The organism is Arthrobacter sp. 01T414 (genome assembly GCF_056398965.1).
Genome location: NZ_JBFTQK010000001.1, coordinates 970,227 through 986,651, shown reverse-complemented (window position 1 = coordinate 986,651; position 16,425 = coordinate 970,227). Strand labels below are relative to the sequence as shown.

Annotated in this window: 11 protein-coding genes; 5 read left to right on the top strand and 6 right to left on the bottom strand. The window is 68.9% G+C overall.

Annotated features, from left to right (window positions below):
- Window positions 1-224 precede the first annotated feature (224 nt).
- The gene (locus tag AC1DK9_RS04600; protein WP_476915130.1) at window positions 225-4,280 is read left to right on the top strand and encodes an FtsK/SpoIIIE domain-containing protein; all 4,056 of its coding nucleotides are present in this window, start codon (window positions 225-227) and stop codon (window positions 4,278-4,280) included.
- On the opposite strand, the gene AC1DK9_RS04595 is transcribed toward AC1DK9_RS04600, so the two are convergent.
- Window positions 4,277-4,759, bottom strand: a complete 483-nt coding sequence (locus tag AC1DK9_RS04595) for a hypothetical protein (protein WP_476915129.1) — start codon at window positions 4,757-4,759, stop codon at window positions 4,277-4,279. The two genes, AC1DK9_RS04600 and AC1DK9_RS04595, sit on opposite strands and share 4 nt — an antisense overlap.
- Window positions 4,760-4,998: 239 nt before the next feature.
- Between AC1DK9_RS04595 and AC1DK9_RS04590 the strand changes: the two genes are divergently transcribed.
- The gene (locus AC1DK9_RS04590) at window positions 4,999-5,247 is read left to right on the top strand and encodes a WhiB family transcriptional regulator (protein ID WP_003804966.1); all 249 of its coding nucleotides are present in this window, start codon (window positions 4,999-5,001) and stop codon (window positions 5,245-5,247) included.
- A 102-nt stretch (window positions 5,248-5,349) separates the two neighbouring features.
- Here the strand turns inward: AC1DK9_RS04590 and AC1DK9_RS04585 are convergent, their stop codons facing one another.
- The 4 genes from AC1DK9_RS04585 to AC1DK9_RS04570 are packed head-to-tail and all read right to left on the bottom strand — an operon-like array spanning window position 5,350 to window position 13,823.
- Window positions 5,350-6,819, bottom strand: coding sequence for a sensor histidine kinase (locus AC1DK9_RS04585; RefSeq protein ID WP_476863131.1), 1,470 nt, complete (start codon window positions 6,817-6,819; stop codon window positions 5,350-5,352).
- Between the two features lie 34 nt (window positions 6,820-6,853).
- The gene (locus tag AC1DK9_RS04580) at window positions 6,854-11,716 is read right to left on the bottom strand and encodes an NAD-glutamate dehydrogenase (protein ID WP_476915128.1); all 4,863 of its coding nucleotides are present in this window, start codon (window positions 11,714-11,716) and stop codon (window positions 6,854-6,856) included.
- Window positions 11,717-11,775: 59 nt separating this feature from the next.
- Entirely contained in the window at window positions 11,776-13,182 is a 1,407-nt protein-coding gene (locus AC1DK9_RS04575; RefSeq protein WP_476915127.1) for a CpaE/TadZ family protein, read from the bottom strand.
- Window positions 13,182-13,823: a CpaB family protein gene (locus AC1DK9_RS04570; protein ID WP_476915126.1), complete on the bottom strand. Its 642-nt coding sequence runs from the start codon at window positions 13,821-13,823 to the stop codon at window positions 13,182-13,184. The genes AC1DK9_RS04575 and AC1DK9_RS04570 overlap by 1 nt, the downstream gene beginning before the upstream one ends.
- 152 nt (window positions 13,824-13,975) lie before the next feature.
- Between AC1DK9_RS04570 and AC1DK9_RS04565 the strand changes: the two genes are divergently transcribed.
- The gene (locus tag AC1DK9_RS04565) at window positions 13,976-14,191 is read left to right on the top strand and encodes a helix-turn-helix domain-containing protein (protein ID WP_441402321.1); all 216 of its coding nucleotides are present in this window, start codon (window positions 13,976-13,978) and stop codon (window positions 14,189-14,191) included.
- Window positions 14,192-14,201: 10 nt separating this feature from the next.
- On the opposite strand, the gene AC1DK9_RS04560 is transcribed toward AC1DK9_RS04565, so the two are convergent.
- On the bottom strand, window positions 14,202-14,774 hold the full coding sequence (locus AC1DK9_RS04560) for a hypothetical protein (RefSeq protein WP_476915125.1): 573 nt from the start codon (window positions 14,772-14,774) through the stop codon (window positions 14,202-14,204).
- Between the two features lie 197 nt (window positions 14,775-14,971).
- Here AC1DK9_RS04560 and AC1DK9_RS04555 point away from each other — a divergent pair, with 197 nt between their 5' ends.
- Together AC1DK9_RS04555 and AC1DK9_RS04550 are read left to right on the top strand one after the other, a co-directional pair.
- Entirely contained in the window at window positions 14,972-15,808 is an 837-nt protein-coding gene (locus AC1DK9_RS04555) for a LysM peptidoglycan-binding domain-containing protein (RefSeq protein ID WP_476915124.1), read from the top strand.
- A 44-nt stretch (window positions 15,809-15,852) separates the two neighbouring features.
- On the top strand, window positions 15,853-16,338 hold the full coding sequence (locus tag AC1DK9_RS04550; RefSeq protein ID WP_476863125.1) for an Rv3235 family protein: 486 nt from the start codon (window positions 15,853-15,855) through the stop codon (window positions 16,336-16,338).
- Window positions 16,339-16,425: the final 87 nt, after the last annotated feature.

Sequence of the window (16,425 nt, the reverse complement as noted above, 5' to 3'; positions counted from 1 at the left end):
GAATCGCGGCGCCCGCCACGCTGTGCCGCCGGCAGTGCCGGGAGGTGAATTCCTGTGCCCCGGCGCGCCCGCCGCGGTTGAACTTTTCCACATCGGCTTCTTTTCCACATGGCCGGATTCGGTGGCCTGCGGGGGCCCGGCCGCTTCCTAGCGTGAGCTTAGCGCGGGCTTGACGCGGGCACCCGGTGTCCCTCTTCCGCCCGTCCACAGAAAGGAGCCAAGCGATGTTGCTTCAGTGCACCCTGGTCCGAGGGCCGGCCGCCGCGCTGGCGGGGGCACCGGTTGAACTCTCCGTCGAACTGCCGGCAGGCTGCGCGGGGTCTGAACTGGAGGCGGCTATGGCCAGGAAGTTCGGCACGCTTGGGCTGACCGTCAACGGATTTCCCATCAACAGCCTGACGGCCGGCCACTCCCCGCTGGTCAACGGCGCAGTCTTGGTGGACGGCGGGGACTGCCGTCGGGCCTCCGACGGCGGCTCCGTGGCCGCTTCATTCTCCGGCCCTGCCTTGCTTCTCGCCGTCCTAAGCGGCCCGGGAGCCGGCAAGGTGCTTCCGCTGCGCCGCGGACATTACCGCGTGGGCCGCGCCGGGACTGAACTGCTGCTTCCCGACCCTGAACTGTCCCGGGAACATGCCCGGCTGGAGGTCACGGATGTTGGCGTCACCCTGACCGATCTGGGCAGCGCCAATGGAACCACCGTCGACGGCAAGCGGGCCGACAGCGCACGGATCTCAAGCGATGCCATCATCGGCTGCGGCCAGTCGACACTGGGTTTGGTTTTCCGCGGCGGGCGCACAGGAGGGCGGGGCGAGGGCTCCGGACCATTCCGGGCCGAGGCCGGCGGCGACACGACGGAGCCACTGCGGATCCCCAGTCCGGGGTCCCCGGCAAATGGCGCCGCGCTCCTGCTCACCGCGGTCCTGCCCTTGGCCGTGGGGGCTGCCCTTGCCATTGGCACCGGAACCTGGGTGTTCCTGGCTTTCTCCGTTCTCCCGGCCGTGTCCCTGCTGGTACCGGCGGCGGCCGGTCGACGACGGCGTCGGGAGCTCAAAGTGGTAGTTGCCGCCGCAGTTGACGAAGACCGCGACCGACGACGGCGGGCCGCGCCGTCTGCGGCCGATCTGGTCATCGATGCCCGGGCACCGGAATTAGGCGGTGGTTCGGACGCCGAAACCGGGCCAGTGTGGCTACGGCTTGGGCTGGCCCCGGCAGACGCGAGAATCCTTTGGGACCCGGACGAGGCGGGGTTCCGTATCCCGTCCGTGGGCCCCGTCCCGGTGTGTTTGGACCCTTCGGAGCCGACCGGACTCCGTGGCCCGGCGGATTCCCTCGCGGGGCTGATCCGTTTCCTGGTCATGCAGCTTGCGAGCTACCCCCGTGCACGCCGAACCCGGGTGCTACTGCATGGCCCAAGCGCGTCCTTGCCGCTCGCGGCCCGCTTCCTGGGGCGGGTTGCCCTGTCCGCCAGCGATCCGGTCACCGCCGCGCAGCTTGATGCCGGTCCCGGACCCGGCTGTGACCGGGGCGTGCTGATCATCGTCGCCGGAACCGGAAGCACCCCGGCGATCAGCTCCGCTGCGGTCCGGAACGGCTGGCAGGTCCTTGACTGTTCCGCCGGCGAGCCGGCCGCTGACGGCCAGTCGGTGGTGCTTGGCGAGCGCCGAGCCGTCCTCACCTCCGGCCGGGCAGAAACCTCCTTCGACCCTGACCTTGTCCCGGAGGATGTCTTCGACCGCTTCTGCCGCCGCGCGGGCTGGCAGCAGAGCGACCCGGACAACGCTGCGGCACCCATCCCGCACGATTGCAGCCTTTCCGATCTCCTGCCTCTTTCGGCCGCTGAGGTGAAGGAGCGGTGGGCTCTGGGCGGCGGCCGGTCTCCGCGCGGGCTGTCCGTTCCTGTCGGCCGGGCGGCGTCCGGGCCACTGCACCTGGACCTGCAGGCGGACGGCCCGCACTTGCTCGTGGCCGGGACAACCGGGTCCGGCAAGTCGGAGTTCCTGCGCACCCTCGTGGCCGCGCTGGCAGCCAGCTACCCGCCGGACCTCGTCACTATGCTCTTCGTCGATTTCAAGGGCGGTTCCGGGCTGGGACCGTTCACCGGCCTGCCGCACTGCGTCGGGATGCTGACCGATTTAGCCAGCCACGAGGTGGAGCGGAGCCTCGCCTCGCTGCGCGCGGAAGTGCGCCACCGCGAAGAACTGCTTGCCTCAGCCGGCGTGCCCGACCTGGCCGCTTACCCCCTGCCCGCCCCCGGGTTGCCCGTGCTTCCGCATCTGGTGCTGGTGATAGACGAATTCCGGATGCTCGTGGAGGAAGCCCCGGCGGCGCTAAGGGAGCTCATGCGGATTGCGGTTATTGGGCGCTCCCTGGGAATCCACCTGGTGATGGCCACACAACGGCCGCAAGGCGCGCTCAGCGCGGACATCCGGGCCAACGTCACCAGCAGCATCGTGCTGAGGGTCCAGTCGGACCTTGAGTCCGCCGACATCATGAACTCACGGCACGCGGCCGCCATACCGCTTGGAAGTCCGGGGCGGGCCTACCTGGTACGCGGCAGCGGCGAACCAGAGGAATTCCAGACCGCCACCATGGCTCCCCCGTGCCCGCCTGCAGGCAACAACGTCGTGACCATCACCGAGGCCGCGGCTCTGCTGGAGCAGGGGCGGGCCGCCCTCGGAGCCGGATTGCAGCGGTCCGCCGAGATTGCTCCGGCGCGGACCGCTGCGCCCTTGGTCCGCCTGACGGCAGGGCTCTGGGAAGAGCCCGGCTGCACGCTCCCCCGCCGCCCGGTGGCTGAACCGCTGGCGCGGTCGCTCCCCTTCCCGCGACAGAACACCGGCACAGCGGCACCCCGGCCCGGTGTGCTGCTGGGGATGGTTGATGTGCCGGAGGAGCAGCGACTGCGTGAGCTCCGCTGGTTCGCGCCCGGACACGGCCACCTCGCCCTTATCGGAGGCGGCGCGAGCGGGATGCCGACCGGACCGGCAGAGGCCCTGGAGCATGTTGTGGACCGGATACTTGATGACGCGGCCGAATCGCATCTGTATATCCTCGACGCGGATGGCTCGCTGCACGGCGCAGCTGCCTCACCCAGGGTCGGCGCGTGGGCCGGCGCCCATGAGCTGCGCCGGGCTGTCCGGGTCCTGGAACGCCTGGCTGAGGAAGTCCGCAGCCGGCTGGCTCCCGCAAGAGCATCGGACGCCCCGGCATTGGTCCTCGTGATAGAGAACTGGGGGTCGTGGATGTCAGCCTTCCGGGCCGGTCCCCTCGCGTGGGCCGAGGACCTCGTTCACGACATCATCAGGGACGGTCCCGCCGCGGGTGTAACCGCGGTCGTCTCCGGCGCACGCGAACTGGTAGCCGCACGGTTTTTTGCGGCGCTTCCCAACCGCATCTTCTTCCCCGCCGGAACAACGGAGGAAGGCCGGTATGGCTGGCCACGGCTACCGGACCTTCCGGCCATCCCCGGCAGGGTGGCCGTTGCCGGTCCGTTCGCCGAAACGGCCCCGCATGCGGCCCAGCTCTATGAGCCGCCGGCTTCAGGATCGGGGCCGCGGCCCATCGGGCTTCCGCGCGAGCGTCCCGCAGTACGGCCGTTCCGGGTTGAACCGCTTCCAGTGCGGGTGACCGTGGCCGAAGTCCGTGCCCGGATCGGCCCGGAGACCATTCACCCTGCGCCCCCGGCGAAGGGCGCGCGCCTTTGGATCGGGGTAGGCGGGGATGAACTCGGCCCGGTCGGCATCCCACTGCCACCGGCTGCAGTCTTGGCTGTCCTGGGCGGGCCGGGCGCGGGCAAGACGTCCCTCGTTCAGGCGCTACCGGGGCTCAACCCTTCCGCATCCTGGCTGCGCCCAGCTGCGGACGAGGATCCGGACAGGTATTGGTCCGCCATCCTGGATCGGGCACGGGGCGGATGTCTCCAGCCGGGGTCGGTCGCGGTGGTGGACGACGCGGATCTCCTGGGCACGGACGCCAACCTGAGGCTGCTGGAGCTCAATAGCCTGGGCTGGGCGGTGGTGCTGACGGCAGGCTTCAACCCCGCGGTCCAGCAACGCGTCCCGCTGGCACTCCACGCCCGGGGCCAGGGCAGCTGGATCCTGATCGGCCCCCGGAGCCCGATGGACGGTGAACTGTTCGGTGTCCGGGTCGAGGCCGAGTCCAGCCCGCCGCCCGGCCGCGCACTCGTTCCACTGGATGGTTGTCCCGCAGCGGTGCAATTGGCGGCCCCGGAGCCTTCACCTTCCCCGAGCACCCGCGGGCTGGGCGGGCCGGCCGACTAGAGGGCCCGGCTTGAACCGCCCGGACGGGACGCGAAGGCAATGACGCGCTTGTCGAACAACAGGATGATGGCAAGGGCCGCCGGCAGCAGCATGGCCAGTCCGGCCAGGGGGTAGCCGCCGGTCAGAGTCGGGAAGCCGATGGTGAGCATGAATAGCTGGGCCACCAGCGCGCCGGCCCTCGGCCAGCGGTACCCGCGGAAGAGGAAGAGGCTCACGGCGAAAAGCCAGGCCGAAAAAGCCAGCAGCAGGCCGAGCGTAAAGATTGCGCCCCAGAAGGACAGGACCGGTGCGCCGGTCAGCAGCTGGAATCCGTACCAGCCTGCAGCCACCAGCAGCGCCGCGGCCTCCAAAGCCGTGATGATCGAAATGACGCTGATCCCGGCAGGTCGGGGGGCGGCAGCGGGAGCCGGGCCATTTGTTTCCGGACCCTCGGGCTGCGGCTCGGCGGGATCGGCGGGGTTCACTGGGGGTCTTGACACACTGGCACCCTACCGGACATAGTCGAACAGAATTGGGGGTTCCGCCAGCCAATGTGATGCATCGCTCACGATTTGGCGGCATTTGTTCCGCAAATACCCCTTGTTTACACGGCGTTAACATGACACGCTTAATCCAGATGACCGAGGGGGCCCACAGGGCCCCTTTCTTATGAAGCCTCTAGTGAATAATTTCACAAAGGGCATTTAATGAATTCCCAGGAATGGAGTTACTGATCAGCATGGATTGGCGTAACCGCGCAGCGTGCCTTGACAAGGACCCGGAGCTGTTCTTCCCCGTCGGAAACACCGGCCCCGCCCTCCTGCAGATCGAGGAAGCAAAAAGCGTCTGCCGGCGCTGCCCCGTTGTGGACACCTGCCTCCAGTGGGCCCTCGAATCCGGCCAGGATGCCGGCGTGTGGGGCGGCATGAGCGAAGACGAACGCCGGGCCCTGAAGCGCCGCGCAGCCCGCGCCCGCCGCGCGTCCTAAACTTCCGCCTCTGGGCGAACCAATAGCAACAACGGATAGCAATGGCCTCGGACCGACTGGTCCGAGGCCATTGACCGTTTAATCCGGGAGTGTGCGTGAAGCTCAGCGGGCGGCGAGGCTGAGAACCACCTGCACCGCGGTTCCCCCGCCCTCCCGCGGCTTCCACTGGATACTGCCGCCGAGCTCGCTCGTCACGAGGGTGCGCACAATCTGCAGGCCCAGTCCTTCGGTGTAAGACCCGGCCGGGAGCCCGACGCCGTCGTCCGCCACCGTCACGGTGAGCAGCTCGTCTCCGTCCTCGCTCTCGGACCGGTCGGCGAGCAGCCACACCGTCCCGGCCCTTCCCTCGAGCCCATGCTCGACGGCGTTGGTCACGAGCTCGTTGATGACGAGGGCAAGCGGCGTCGCGAAGTCGCTCGGCAGCTCCCCGAACAGGCCGGAGCGCTGGGTCTTCACTTGCTGCGAGGGCGAGGCCACCTCGGCTGAGAGTCGGAACTGGCGCCCGATCAGCTCGTCGAAATCAACGCTCTGGGTCAGACCCTGCGACAGTGTTTCGTGCACCAGCGCGATGGTCGCCACCCGGCGCATGGCCTGTTCGAGTCCCTGCTTGGCCTCGTCGCTGACCATCCGGCGCGACTGCATGCGCAGCAGCGCCGCGACGGTCTGCAGGTTGTTCTTGACCCGGTGGTGGATCTCGCGGATGGTGGCGTCCTTGGTGACGAGTTCCATCTCCCGCCGGCGGAGCTCGGAGACGTCGCGGCACAGCACGAGGGCGCCGAAGCGCTGCTGTTCGTCCCGCAAAGGAATCGCCCTGAGCGACAGGCTGACGCCGCGGGACTCGATCTCGCTGCGCCACGGCATGCGCCCGGTGACCACCAGGGGCAGGGTCTCGTCCACCATCCGCCGGTCCCGCAGCAGGCCCGCCGTGACTTCCGCGAGGGAGCGGCCCTCCAGCGACTCGCCGTCGCCGAGCCGGCGGAAGGCGGAGACGCCGTTAGGGCTCGCGTACTGCACGATCCCTTCGGCGTCGAGCCGGATCAGGCCGTCGCCGACGCGCGGTGCGCCGCGGCGGGAGCCGGTGGGCGAGGCAAAATCCGGCCAGAGCCCCAGGGTGCCCATCCGCAGCAGGTCGTAGGCGCACTGCCGGTAGGTCAGTTCGAGCCGCGAGGGCATTCGGGAGCTGGACAGGTCCATGTGCGAGGTCACGATCGCGAGCGTCCGGCCGTTGCGGACCATCGGCACGGCCTCGACCCGCATCGCCATGTCGCTGCTCCAGTTGGTCTCGTTGGAGCGTTCGATGGTGCGGCTTTCCCAGGCCTTGTCCACGAGCCTCAGCAGGTCCGAGCGGATCCCCTCCCCCACGAAGTCGGCATGGAACACCGTATGCGTGGTGGAGGGGCGGACGTGGGCCAGCGCCACGTAGCCAAGCTCGGGGTGCGGAAACCACAGGGCGAGGTCGGCAAAGGCAAGGTCAGCGACCATCTGCCAGTCCCCCACGAGCAGGTGCAGCCACTCGGCATCCCCCGGCCCGAAATCAGCATGCTCCCTGATAGGGTCCGTAAAGATTGCCACAGCACCTCCATTTGCGACGCGGGGCCGGCAGCCCTTAGCGTCGGACGATTGACCTCAAGAGCCTCAATGCTACCGAGAGCGAGGCCATGTCATCGGCCTCGAGGGCGTTCACTTCGTCGAACATGCTCTTCGCCCGTCCCAGTTGCTCCACGTTTTGGCCCTCCCAGGCCACGAGCCGCTCTTCCGCCGGCATGTCCGACGGCGTCGCTTCCAGGACCGCCGTCGTCATGTCCGAGACGGTCGAGTACAGGTCGTCGCGGAGGGCCGCACGGGCCAGAGCCTGCCAGCGGTCTTTCCTCGGCAGCTTGGTGATGCGCTCGAGCAGCGAATCGGCGTGGAAGCGGTTGAAGACGGTGTAGTAGACGTGCGCGATGTTCTCCACCGGCTCCGGGCTGACGTGCACGATCTTGGCGATGTCCAGCAGCACGAAGCTTTCGAACAACTCGGCCCAGCGGTGCGCCAGGTCCTCGGGGAGGTCCCAGCTGCGGGCCTTTTCGAGCCACTGGGATACCCGCTCGCGGTCGTCGCCGCGCAGGTAGTCCAGCAGCCGGGCACGCATCGGATCCATCAGCGGCTTGAACTCGGCCACGATCTCGGCGATCGGTCGCGCGGCGTTGCCCTGGCTCAGGACCCAGCGGACGGCGCGGTCGAGGAGCCTGCGGATGTCCAGGTGGACGGTGCTCCAGTGCTCGGTCGGGAACGACGCCGGCAGCTCGTTCAGTTCCGCGACCATGATGTTCAGCTCGTAGACCTCACGGAGGGCGACGAACGCCTTGGCCACGGCGGCCTCGGTGGCGGAGGTTTCCTCCATGGCGCGGAACGCGAAGGTGATGCCGCCCATGTTGATCATGTCGTTGGCGACGACGGTCGCGATGATTTCGCGGCGCAGCGGGTGGGTGTCGAGTTCGGCGTCGAACCGTTCCCGCAGCTGCTTCGGGAAGTAGGCCCGGAGCGTCTCGCGGAACCAGGGGTCCTCCGCGAGGTCGCTGTCGCGCAGCGCGGTCGCGAGTTCGATCTTGGCGTAGGCGGCCAGCACGGACAGTTCCGGCGAGGTCAGCCCCTGGCCCTGCTCGAGGCGCTCGCGCAGCGTCTCGGTGGTGGGCAGTGCCTCCAGTTCACGCTTGAGATCGGCGGATTTCTCCAGCCAGTCCATCAGCCGCTCGTAGCTGGGGCTCCATTCGGCAACCCGCATCCGGTCGTTGAGCAGCAGGATGTTCTGGTCGATGTTGTCCTCGAGCACCAGACGGCCGACCTCGTCGGTCATCGAGGAGAGGAACTCCGCGCGTTCGGCCGGATCCAGCTTGCCGGCGGCGACCATGCGGTCCACGAAGATCTTGATGTTGACCTCGTGGTCGGAGCAGTCCACGCCGGCCGAGTTGTCGATGGCGTCCGTGTTGAGGATGACGCCCTGCAGGGCGGCCTCGATCCGGCCGCGCTGGGTCATGCCCAGGTTGCCGCCTTCGCCGACGACCTTGACCCGAAGCTCGCGGCCGTCGACGCGGATGGCGTCGTTGGCCTTGTCGCCAACCTCGGCGTTGGTCTCGGTGCTCGCCTTGACATAGGTGCCGATGCCGCCGTTGTAGAGCAGGTCGGCCGGCGCCAGCAGGATCGAACGGAGCAGTTCCGGCGGGCTGAGCCGGGTGGTGCCTTCCGGCAGGCCCAGCGCAACCCGGACCTGCGCGGACACGGGAATGGACTTGGCCTGGCGGGCGAATACGCCGCCGCCTTCGCTGATCAGCGACTTGTCGTAGTCATCCCAGGAGGAGCGGGGAAGCTCGAAGAGCCGCTGCCGCTCCGCGAACGAGGCGGCCTCGTCCGGGTTCGGGTCCAGGAAGATGTGCCGATGGTCGAACGCGGCGAGCAGCCGGATGTGCCGCGAGAGCAGCATGCCGTTGCCGAAGACGTCGCCGGACATGTCGCCGACGCCGACGACGGTGAACGGTTCGGCCTGCGTGTCCAGATCCAGCTCGCTGAAGTGGCGCTTGACCGATTCCCAGGCGCCGCGGGCGGTGATGCCCATCGCCTTGTGGTCGTAGCCAACGGAGCCGCCGGAAGCGAAGGCGTCGCCGAGCCAGAAGCCGTACTCGGCGGACAGTCCGTTGGCAATGTCGGAGAAGGAGGCGGTTCCCTTGTCGGCCGCAACGACGAGGTAGGAGTCGTCGCCGTCGTGCCGCACGACGTCGGCCGGGGGCACCAGCCGCTCGCCGTCCGGGGTGGTGACCAGGTTGTCCGTGAGGTCCAGCAGACCGCTGATGAAGGTCTTGTAGCTCTCGATACCTTCAGCCATCCAGGCGTTGCGATCCACAGTGGGGTCCGGAAGCTGCTTGGCGTAGAAGCCGCCCTTGGCGCCGGTCGGCACGATCACGGCGTTCTTGACGGTCTGTGCCTTCACCAGGCCCAGGATTTCGGTGCGGAAATCTTCCCGGCGGTCCGACCAGCGGAGCCCGCCGCGGGCCACCTTGCCGAAGCGCAGGTGCACGCCCTCGACCCGGGGCGAGTAGACCCAGATCTCGAACATCGGCCGCGGGAACGGCAGACCGTTGATGCCGGAGGGGTCCAGCTTGAAGCTGACGTGCGTCTTGTTTTGGTAGAAGTTAGTCCGCAGCGTGGCCTGGATGAGGTTCTTGAAGGTGCGCAGCACCCGGTCGGCGTCGAGCGTGGCAACCTGCTCGATGGCCTTGTCCAGGCTGGCGACGACCTGTTCCTGGCGCTGTTCGCGTTCGCCCTCCGGCAGCGCGGGGTCGAAGCGGGCAGCGAAGAGCGCGTTCAGGCCGCGGGCCACGTCAGGGTTGGCCAGCAGCGTGTCCGCCATGAATTCGAAGGAGTTGGTGTTGCCCATCTGCCGCATGTACTTGGCGTAGGCGCGCAGCACAATCACCTGGCGCCAGTGCATGCCCTCGCGCAGCACCAGGCGGTCGAAACTGTCCGATTCCACGACGCCGGACACGGCCGCCCCGAAGGACTCGCCGAGCAAGTCGCCGGTGCGCTCCGGGTCCACCCCAGCCGGGTACTTCAGGCCGAGGTCGTAGAGGAAGAAGTCGCGGTGGTCGGCCGTTTCGATCTCGAAGGGGCGCTCGTCCAGGACCTCGAGGCCGAGGTTGTGGAAGTACGGCAGGATCTGGCTCAGGCTCTTGGGCTCGAGCATGTACAGCTTGACCCGGGCGTCCTCCTCCAGTGTCGCGCCGGCGCCCTGGGGCAGGTAGACGTGCACGCCCGGCCGCTCCCCGCCCGGCTCGCCGGTGCGCTCGGCGGCGCCGTACTTCTCGAAGCGGGCAATGTCCTCAAGGGCGTCTTCGACTTCGTAGTCGACGCGGTAGCTGGCCGGGAACGCCTCGGCCCAGACGCCGGCGAGTTCCTTGGCGCCGTTTTCGCCGTCGGCGCCGGCCCTGGCGCGTAGCACCTCGGCGATGCCTTCGCTCCAGGAACGGGCGGCACGGACCAGGCGCTTCTCCAGCTCGTCGCTGTTGACGTGGCTGACGTCGGCGTCCTTGGGCAGCCGGATCCGGAAGAACAGCCGGGCGAGGGCGGATTCGGTCATCCGGGCCTCATAGTCGATCGACACGGCGTCGAAGGTTTCCCGCAGTTCCTTCTCGATGCGCAGCCGGACGTTGGTGGTGTACCGGTCGCGGGGCAGGTAGACGAGGGCGGACATGAACCGGCCGTAGATGTCCGGGCGGAGGAACAGTCGGGTCCGGCGCCGCTCCTGCAGTCGCTGGATGCCGGTGGTGATGGCGGCCAGGTCCGGTACTTCGATCTGGAAGAGCTCATCGCGCGGGTAGGTCTCGAGGATGCCGAGCAGGTCCTTGCCGGAGTGGGAGTCCGGCGGGAAACCCGCGTCCCGCAGCACGGCGTCGACTTTTTCGCGGACCACCGGGATGTCCCGGACGGAGCCGGCGTAGGCGGTCGTGGCGAACAGGCCGATGAAGCGCCGCTCACCGTTGACGTTGCCGGCGGCGTCGAAGCTCTTGACGCCGATGTAGTCCAGGTAGGCCGAGCGGTGCACGGTGGAGCGGGAATTGGCCTTGGTGATTACCAGCGCCCTCTTCTCGCGCGCCTTCTTCCGGCCGGTTTCGGTCAGGTGCTGGATCTGGTGGCGGGTGTCAGCGCCGTTGCGCAGCAGCCCCAGGCCGCTGTCCTCCCGGAGTTCCAGCACGTCCTCGCCGGATTCGGTCTTCAGGTCGTATTCGCGGTAGCCGAGGAAGGTGAAGTTTCCATCGTCCAGCCAGCGGAGCAGTTCCTGGGCCTGGCGGAGTTCGGCGATCTGGCCGGCGTCGGCGACCTTGTCGAGGTCATCGGAAATCTCGTGCGCCTTGTTGCGCATTTTCGGCCAGTCCTCGACCGCGGCTCGGACGTCGCCGAGCACCCGGGTGAGGCCCTCGATCAGCTGCTGACGCTTGGCGTCGTCGACCCGTTCAATTTCGACGGCGATCCACGACTCCATGTGCGAGGCGTTGTCCCCCTCGGCGATCAGGTGGGACAGGTTGGGCATCGCTGCGGTGTCGCCGCTGGAGATGCCCAGGTGCGAGGGGACCCGGGAGACCTTGACCAGCCTGCCGGTCTCGCGGTTGCGGGTGACGACGAAGAGCGGGTGGATCACGAGGTGGATCGGGGACTTCTGCCGGACCAATTCGGTGTTGACTGAGTCGACCAGGAAGGGCATGTCATCGGTGACGATGTAGACAACGCTGGCTTCGGCCTCGTCGGAGATCGAAATGTTGGCCACGCCGGGCTGTCGGGTGGCGGCCACCTGCAGGTGCATTTGGGACCGCTCGGTCAGGACGTCGTCACCGTAGGCGCGGGCGTCCTCCTCGGCGAGATGTTCGTAGTAGTCCCCGAAGTAGCCTTCGTTGGCACCAATCGAAACGGGCTGATCCTCCACGCTGGACCCAGACGACATCGACAAACGCCTCCATCAAAAAAGTTCACGGCCGCACCGTTGCAGCCCTCATGGCGAGCCTAGCCTCTTAGCCGGAGCTTTGCTGTGGGAGAAAGGACAGAGGATCTGCGATTTTGCTGGACAGGTGCACAAACAAGGTTTCTGATTGCCCTGCGGAGGGCCGAGTCCGGCACACTCTCGAGCAGCAGCGAACCGGCCAGCAGGGCTGCGTCGCAGGCGGCGGGATCGGACGGGAGGAAGGCTTCCAGCGGCGCCGCCGGACCGTATCGCGCCCAGGCCTCCCGCAGCTGGCGCTCCGGGGAGCGTCCGACGGCGGAGGTCCGCACCTTGTTCAGGACCACCCGCGGGCACGCTCCCGGGACGGCAGCGTCCAGCTCGGCGAGTCCGCGCACCAGCCGCGGGACCCCCACCGGATCGGCGGCACCGACGGCGTACACAACGTCGGCCAGCTCCAGGCTGCGCAGCGTGGCGGCGTTCCGCCGCGGCGCCATCGAGTCAAAGCTCAGCTCCTCGTCCGCCTCCAGGCAGAAACCGGCGTCGACCACGGTCACCTCGGCGATCTCGCGGGCCCGCTCGTAAACCAGCGAGAGGGCCGCCGCCCGAAGTTCGGTCCAGCGGTCGGCGCGCGTGATGCCGGTCAGGACGCGGAAGGTACCGGCGCGGATCGATACCGGGGCCGCGATCCGGAGCAAGGCTGCGCCGTCGAGCAGGCCCTGGTCCGCCAGCCGGCAGGCCTGCGCGAGCCCGGCCGCCTCATCCAGCAGCCCCAGCACCGCCGCGATGCTGGCGCCGTAGCTGTCGGCGTCGACCAGCAATACGGACTTGCCCTCCGCCGCAAGTTCGCCGGCGATATTGGCGGCCACCAGCGTCCGGCCGGGCGCTCCGGCGGGACCCCAGACGGCGATGATCGTGCCAGTCCCCGTGGCAGTGTCCGGTTCCCCGGCACCGGCACCGGCACCGGCGCCGCCGGCGGGGCCGCCGCCTGCGGGGCCGCCGTCGGAGCCTACGGGGCCGGAGCCGGCGCGGTGGCCAGCCGGTTCCATTACTGCCGAGGCGCCCGTGGGCGCGCCGAGCGCCGCGGACGGGTCGGCGAAGCCACTGGTGCCGGGCCGGGCTCCGGCAAGCTCCGCCACCGCGCCGGCGATCAGGGCCGCGAGGGCGGCTGCCTCGACGCCGGGAGCCTCTGCGGTCACACCGATCCCCCGAAGCCGGGCCGATTCCTCCGGACTGTCGGTCAATGCCACCACGGCGACGCCCACGGCTGAGAGGCGGTCTACCAGCGAAGCGGTAAGCTCACCGCTGCCTTCGGCGACGACGGCGGCGCGGGCCAGGCCGGTCTGGCACGCGGCGAGCAGTTCGGCGAGTTCGCTGCAGCGTCTCACCACGGACACGGGGCCGTGAAGCCGCTCGAGGCCGCCGACCAGGTCGTCCCGCGTCCGGCCCACGGTGACCACCGGAATGCCCATCAGGGCGTGCCTCCCGGATTCCAGACGACGGAGATCTTGGCCTTGTTGGCCTGCGCTCCCAGCAGTTTAGGCATCTGCCCGTCCGGCACGAGGACCATCACCACGGTGGACCGCTGTGACCCCAGCGCGGTGCTCCCAGGGGTGAGCTGGGCAATCTCGGCGCCGGGCAGCAACAGCGTGGGCTCGCTGAATCCGTTGCGGGTGTCCGGCAGCGCCACCCAGACATCCACCCGCGAGCCCGCGACCGCCTGCGACGGCAAGGCCTCGTCAATGGTGATGGCGACCGGTTTTCGGTCCAGGGAGTCCCGCGCGCCGAAGCTTGCGCGCGGCAGGAGCTGGTCCTTGCCGATGCGCTGGACGGCGACCAGGCCGCCGTCCATGCCCGATTCCGGGGTGAAGTACTGCTGTTCGACGTCGCCCAGCCGGACTTTGACCCGGTGCAGCTTGTCCGGGGAGAGCTTCTCCCCGACGGCGATCGGCTCGCTGGCGGCGTAGGCCTCCGTCGTCCGGTCCGCCGCCGCGACGATCGAGACAACGCCGACAACGGATGCCAGCACCAGCAGGATTCCTATGAGGTGCCGCGGATCCTTCCACGAGGGCTTCTTCAACCGCGCGCCACCGGTCACCGTGCTCACGCTCATGCGTCCTGCTCCCCCCGTAGTCGCAGCCCGTGCCACGGGCGCGGACAACCCTATTCTCACGAATCGGCGGCCCCGCGGGAAGATGCCAGGACAAACAGCAGCAAATTGTGGATAACGTCCCCAAACGCCACCACCGGTGGCAAAATGGTGGCATGCCCCGATTCCTGACCCTCGCCGACGTAGCCGAGCAGCTCCAGATCAACTCTCCTGCCGCCTATGCCCTGGTACGCAGCGGCCAGCTCAAGGCCATCCAGGTGGGCGGCCGCGGCCAGTGGCGGGTCGAGGAAACCATGCTCGAGCAGTACATCCAGGAGCGGTACGCGGAGGCCAGCCGGATGATCGACGAAGCCAAGGCCAAGGGCCGCTGAGTCGCTGCGCCTAGCCGTCGGCGCTGCGTACTGATCGGAGCCCGGAGAGGGCGCCGAAGGGAATGGTGGCCACGCCGTTGACATTCGCGGGCCGCCGTTCCTCCCCCGGAGGGGTGACCGCGAGGTCAAGGAAGTCCCGCCCCACCCGGTCGATGACGCCATGCAGGACGGATTCCCCCGCTGCCCCGCGGGACACCATCACGGCCAGGTTGGCACGGTCGCGCGCCAGCCCCCGCAGAGCGCTGGCCAGTCCGAGTCGCTGCCGGACAGCCGTGCCCGCGCCTACAGCCAGCCGCGAGAGTCCGGCATAGCGCACAGCCGAAGCGTAGGGAATCAGGACCTGGTGCCGTTCTTCGTCTAGCACCAGCCACTGGCTGCCCGCGTGGCTCAGGGTGCCCTCGCACACGGTCCCGGAGCTCAGGTGGACGCTGATCCGCCGGCCAAGCGAGCCCCGGAGCCGGTCCGCCAGTTCGACGGCGGCCGCATCCACCCGTGCCCGCTCTCCTATCTCCGCGTCCAGATCCAGGCGCTCCCCGGCGGCAAGCTGCGCCTCCAGGTCTGAAAACAGCTCGTCCCAACGCATGGCGCCAGCGTAGGCGCGGCCCCGGACGGCGGTCAATCCACATTCTCGGCGGAGAGCCCTAGACAAATGGCTGCTTCGAGGATCAAACTCGCTTTAAACAAATCAAACTGCAGCAAACAACATCAAAGAGGATGGCGGGAGGCTCTGCGGGCCGGCTGTCCGGAAGACGAGCGGGGTTGCCCGCGGAGGAGGCAGTTGTGGGAACCACGAAATTCTCCGGTGCCGGGCACTGGCGCGGGCTGGGCGCGGACGCGGCGATGGCCACGGCAATACTCGTGCTGGGAGTTTTCCTTGCAGGCTCAGGTGCCCAGCTCGCCCAGCGCCTGCATTTATCGGCCGCGAGACGCCAGTCAGCGTCCTTCGAGGACCAGATCGGGGCCGCCGCCAACACCGCCGGACTAATCGTGGTCGTCTGGTGGGCACTGTCCTTCGTGATCGCTTTCGGGGCCGCAGTGCTCGAGCGAAGCGGCAGCCGCCGTTCCGCCGAAGCGGCAGGGAAGTTCAGCCCGGCCTTCATGCGCCGGCTGGCCTTGGCCGCCTTGGGACTCCAGCTCGCTGCCGCGCCGCTGGCCCACGCCAGCCCGGATCCGGCAGACCCGGCGCCGACGCCTGCTGCCGCTGTCTCTGCGCAGTGGATCCCCGGCGGGGCCGGAGTGGCCACTGCCGGGCCGGGACCGGCGGCTCCCACGCCGGCCCGTCCTTCTGCCAGCGAGCCGGGCCGTCCCCGCCCCACGGCCGGGCCCCGAAGCCTCGGCCTCGATCCGCACTGGACGCCCGCGCCGGCGCCGGTGGACCCCCGCTCCCTGGCGCCAGCCCCTCGGCGCGGCCAGGAGCCGTCGGCAAGGGCAGAGGTCACCGTCCGGTCCGGGGACTCGCTGTGGAGCCTGTGTGCAGCCGAGCTCGGGCCGCTGGCATCCGACGTCGACATCGCACTGGCATGGCCGCGGCTCTACCAGGCCAACCGGGACGTCATCGGCGCCGACCCCGGCCTACTGTTTCCCGGGCAAGTCCTTCGGATGCCGCCCAAAGCCTGAATCAAGTAACCCCGGAACGCATCAACGACAGCAAAGGAAGAACCATGAGTCCCATGACCGGTATCCGCGCAGGCGCCGCTGTCCACCTCCCGCTGGCGCCGCCGGGTCCGCGGACCGTCGCTTTCCGCACTCCGCGTCCTCCGTCGCCAGGCGCTTCCGCTCCGGCGCTGCGGCTGGTGGACCAGGACCGCGAGGTGTGCGCGATCTGCCGGTCGACGGTGCAGGCTGCCGTCGAGGTCCTTGCCGGAACCCGGCCCGCGCAGCAGCTCGCACGCCGGCTCGACGAGCGCTGCCTGGCCGCGCTGCAGCACCGGGCCGCACTGACCCGCCGCGTCGCCTCGGGCACTTCGCCCACGGCCGGGCGCCTGCACCGGAATCCGGCGGTCCGCTCGGTCCGCGCCTGCCAGGTGTCCGAGGACGTCTATGAGGCCAGTGCCGTGGTGTCGGACGAGCTACGCGTCCGCGCCGTCGCCCTGCGGCTGGAACGCAGCAGGCTGGTCTGGCGGGTCACCGTGTTGGAGATMGGCTGAGGATTCGCGCCAGGATTTCGGGAAAGGAGGAAAGGATAAAAAGAGCAGGGCCGGAACTGTCGTTCCGGCCCTGCTCTGGTGCTTCCG

Bases quoted from the DNA above. Each gene is read 5' to 3' on its own strand.
- AC1DK9_RS04600 (WP_476915130.1), top strand. From the start codon at position 225: ATGTTGCTTCAGTGCACCCTGGTCCGAGGGCCGGCCGCCGCGCTGGCG.
- AC1DK9_RS04560 (WP_476915125.1), bottom strand. From the start codon at position 14,774: ATGCGTTGGGACGAGCTGTTTTCAGACCTGGAGGCGCAGCTTGCCGCC.
- AC1DK9_RS04580 (WP_476915128.1), bottom strand. From the start codon at position 11,716: ATGTCGTCTGGGTCCAGCGTGGAGGATCAGCCCGTTTCGATTGGTGCC.
- AC1DK9_RS04565 (WP_441402321.1), top strand. From the start codon at position 13,976: ATGCCCCGATTCCTGACCCTCGCCGACGTAGCCGAGCAGCTCCAGATC.
- AC1DK9_RS04575 (WP_476915127.1), bottom strand. From the start codon at position 13,182: ATGGGCATTCCGGTGGTCACCGTGGGCCGGACGCGGGACGACCTGGTC.
- AC1DK9_RS04590 (WP_003804966.1), top strand. From the start codon at position 4,999: ATGGATTGGCGTAACCGCGCAGCGTGCCTTGACAAGGACCCGGAGCTG.
- AC1DK9_RS04570 (WP_476915126.1), bottom strand. From the start codon at position 13,823: ATGAGCGTGAGCACGGTGACCGGTGGCGCGCGGTTGAAGAAGCCCTCG.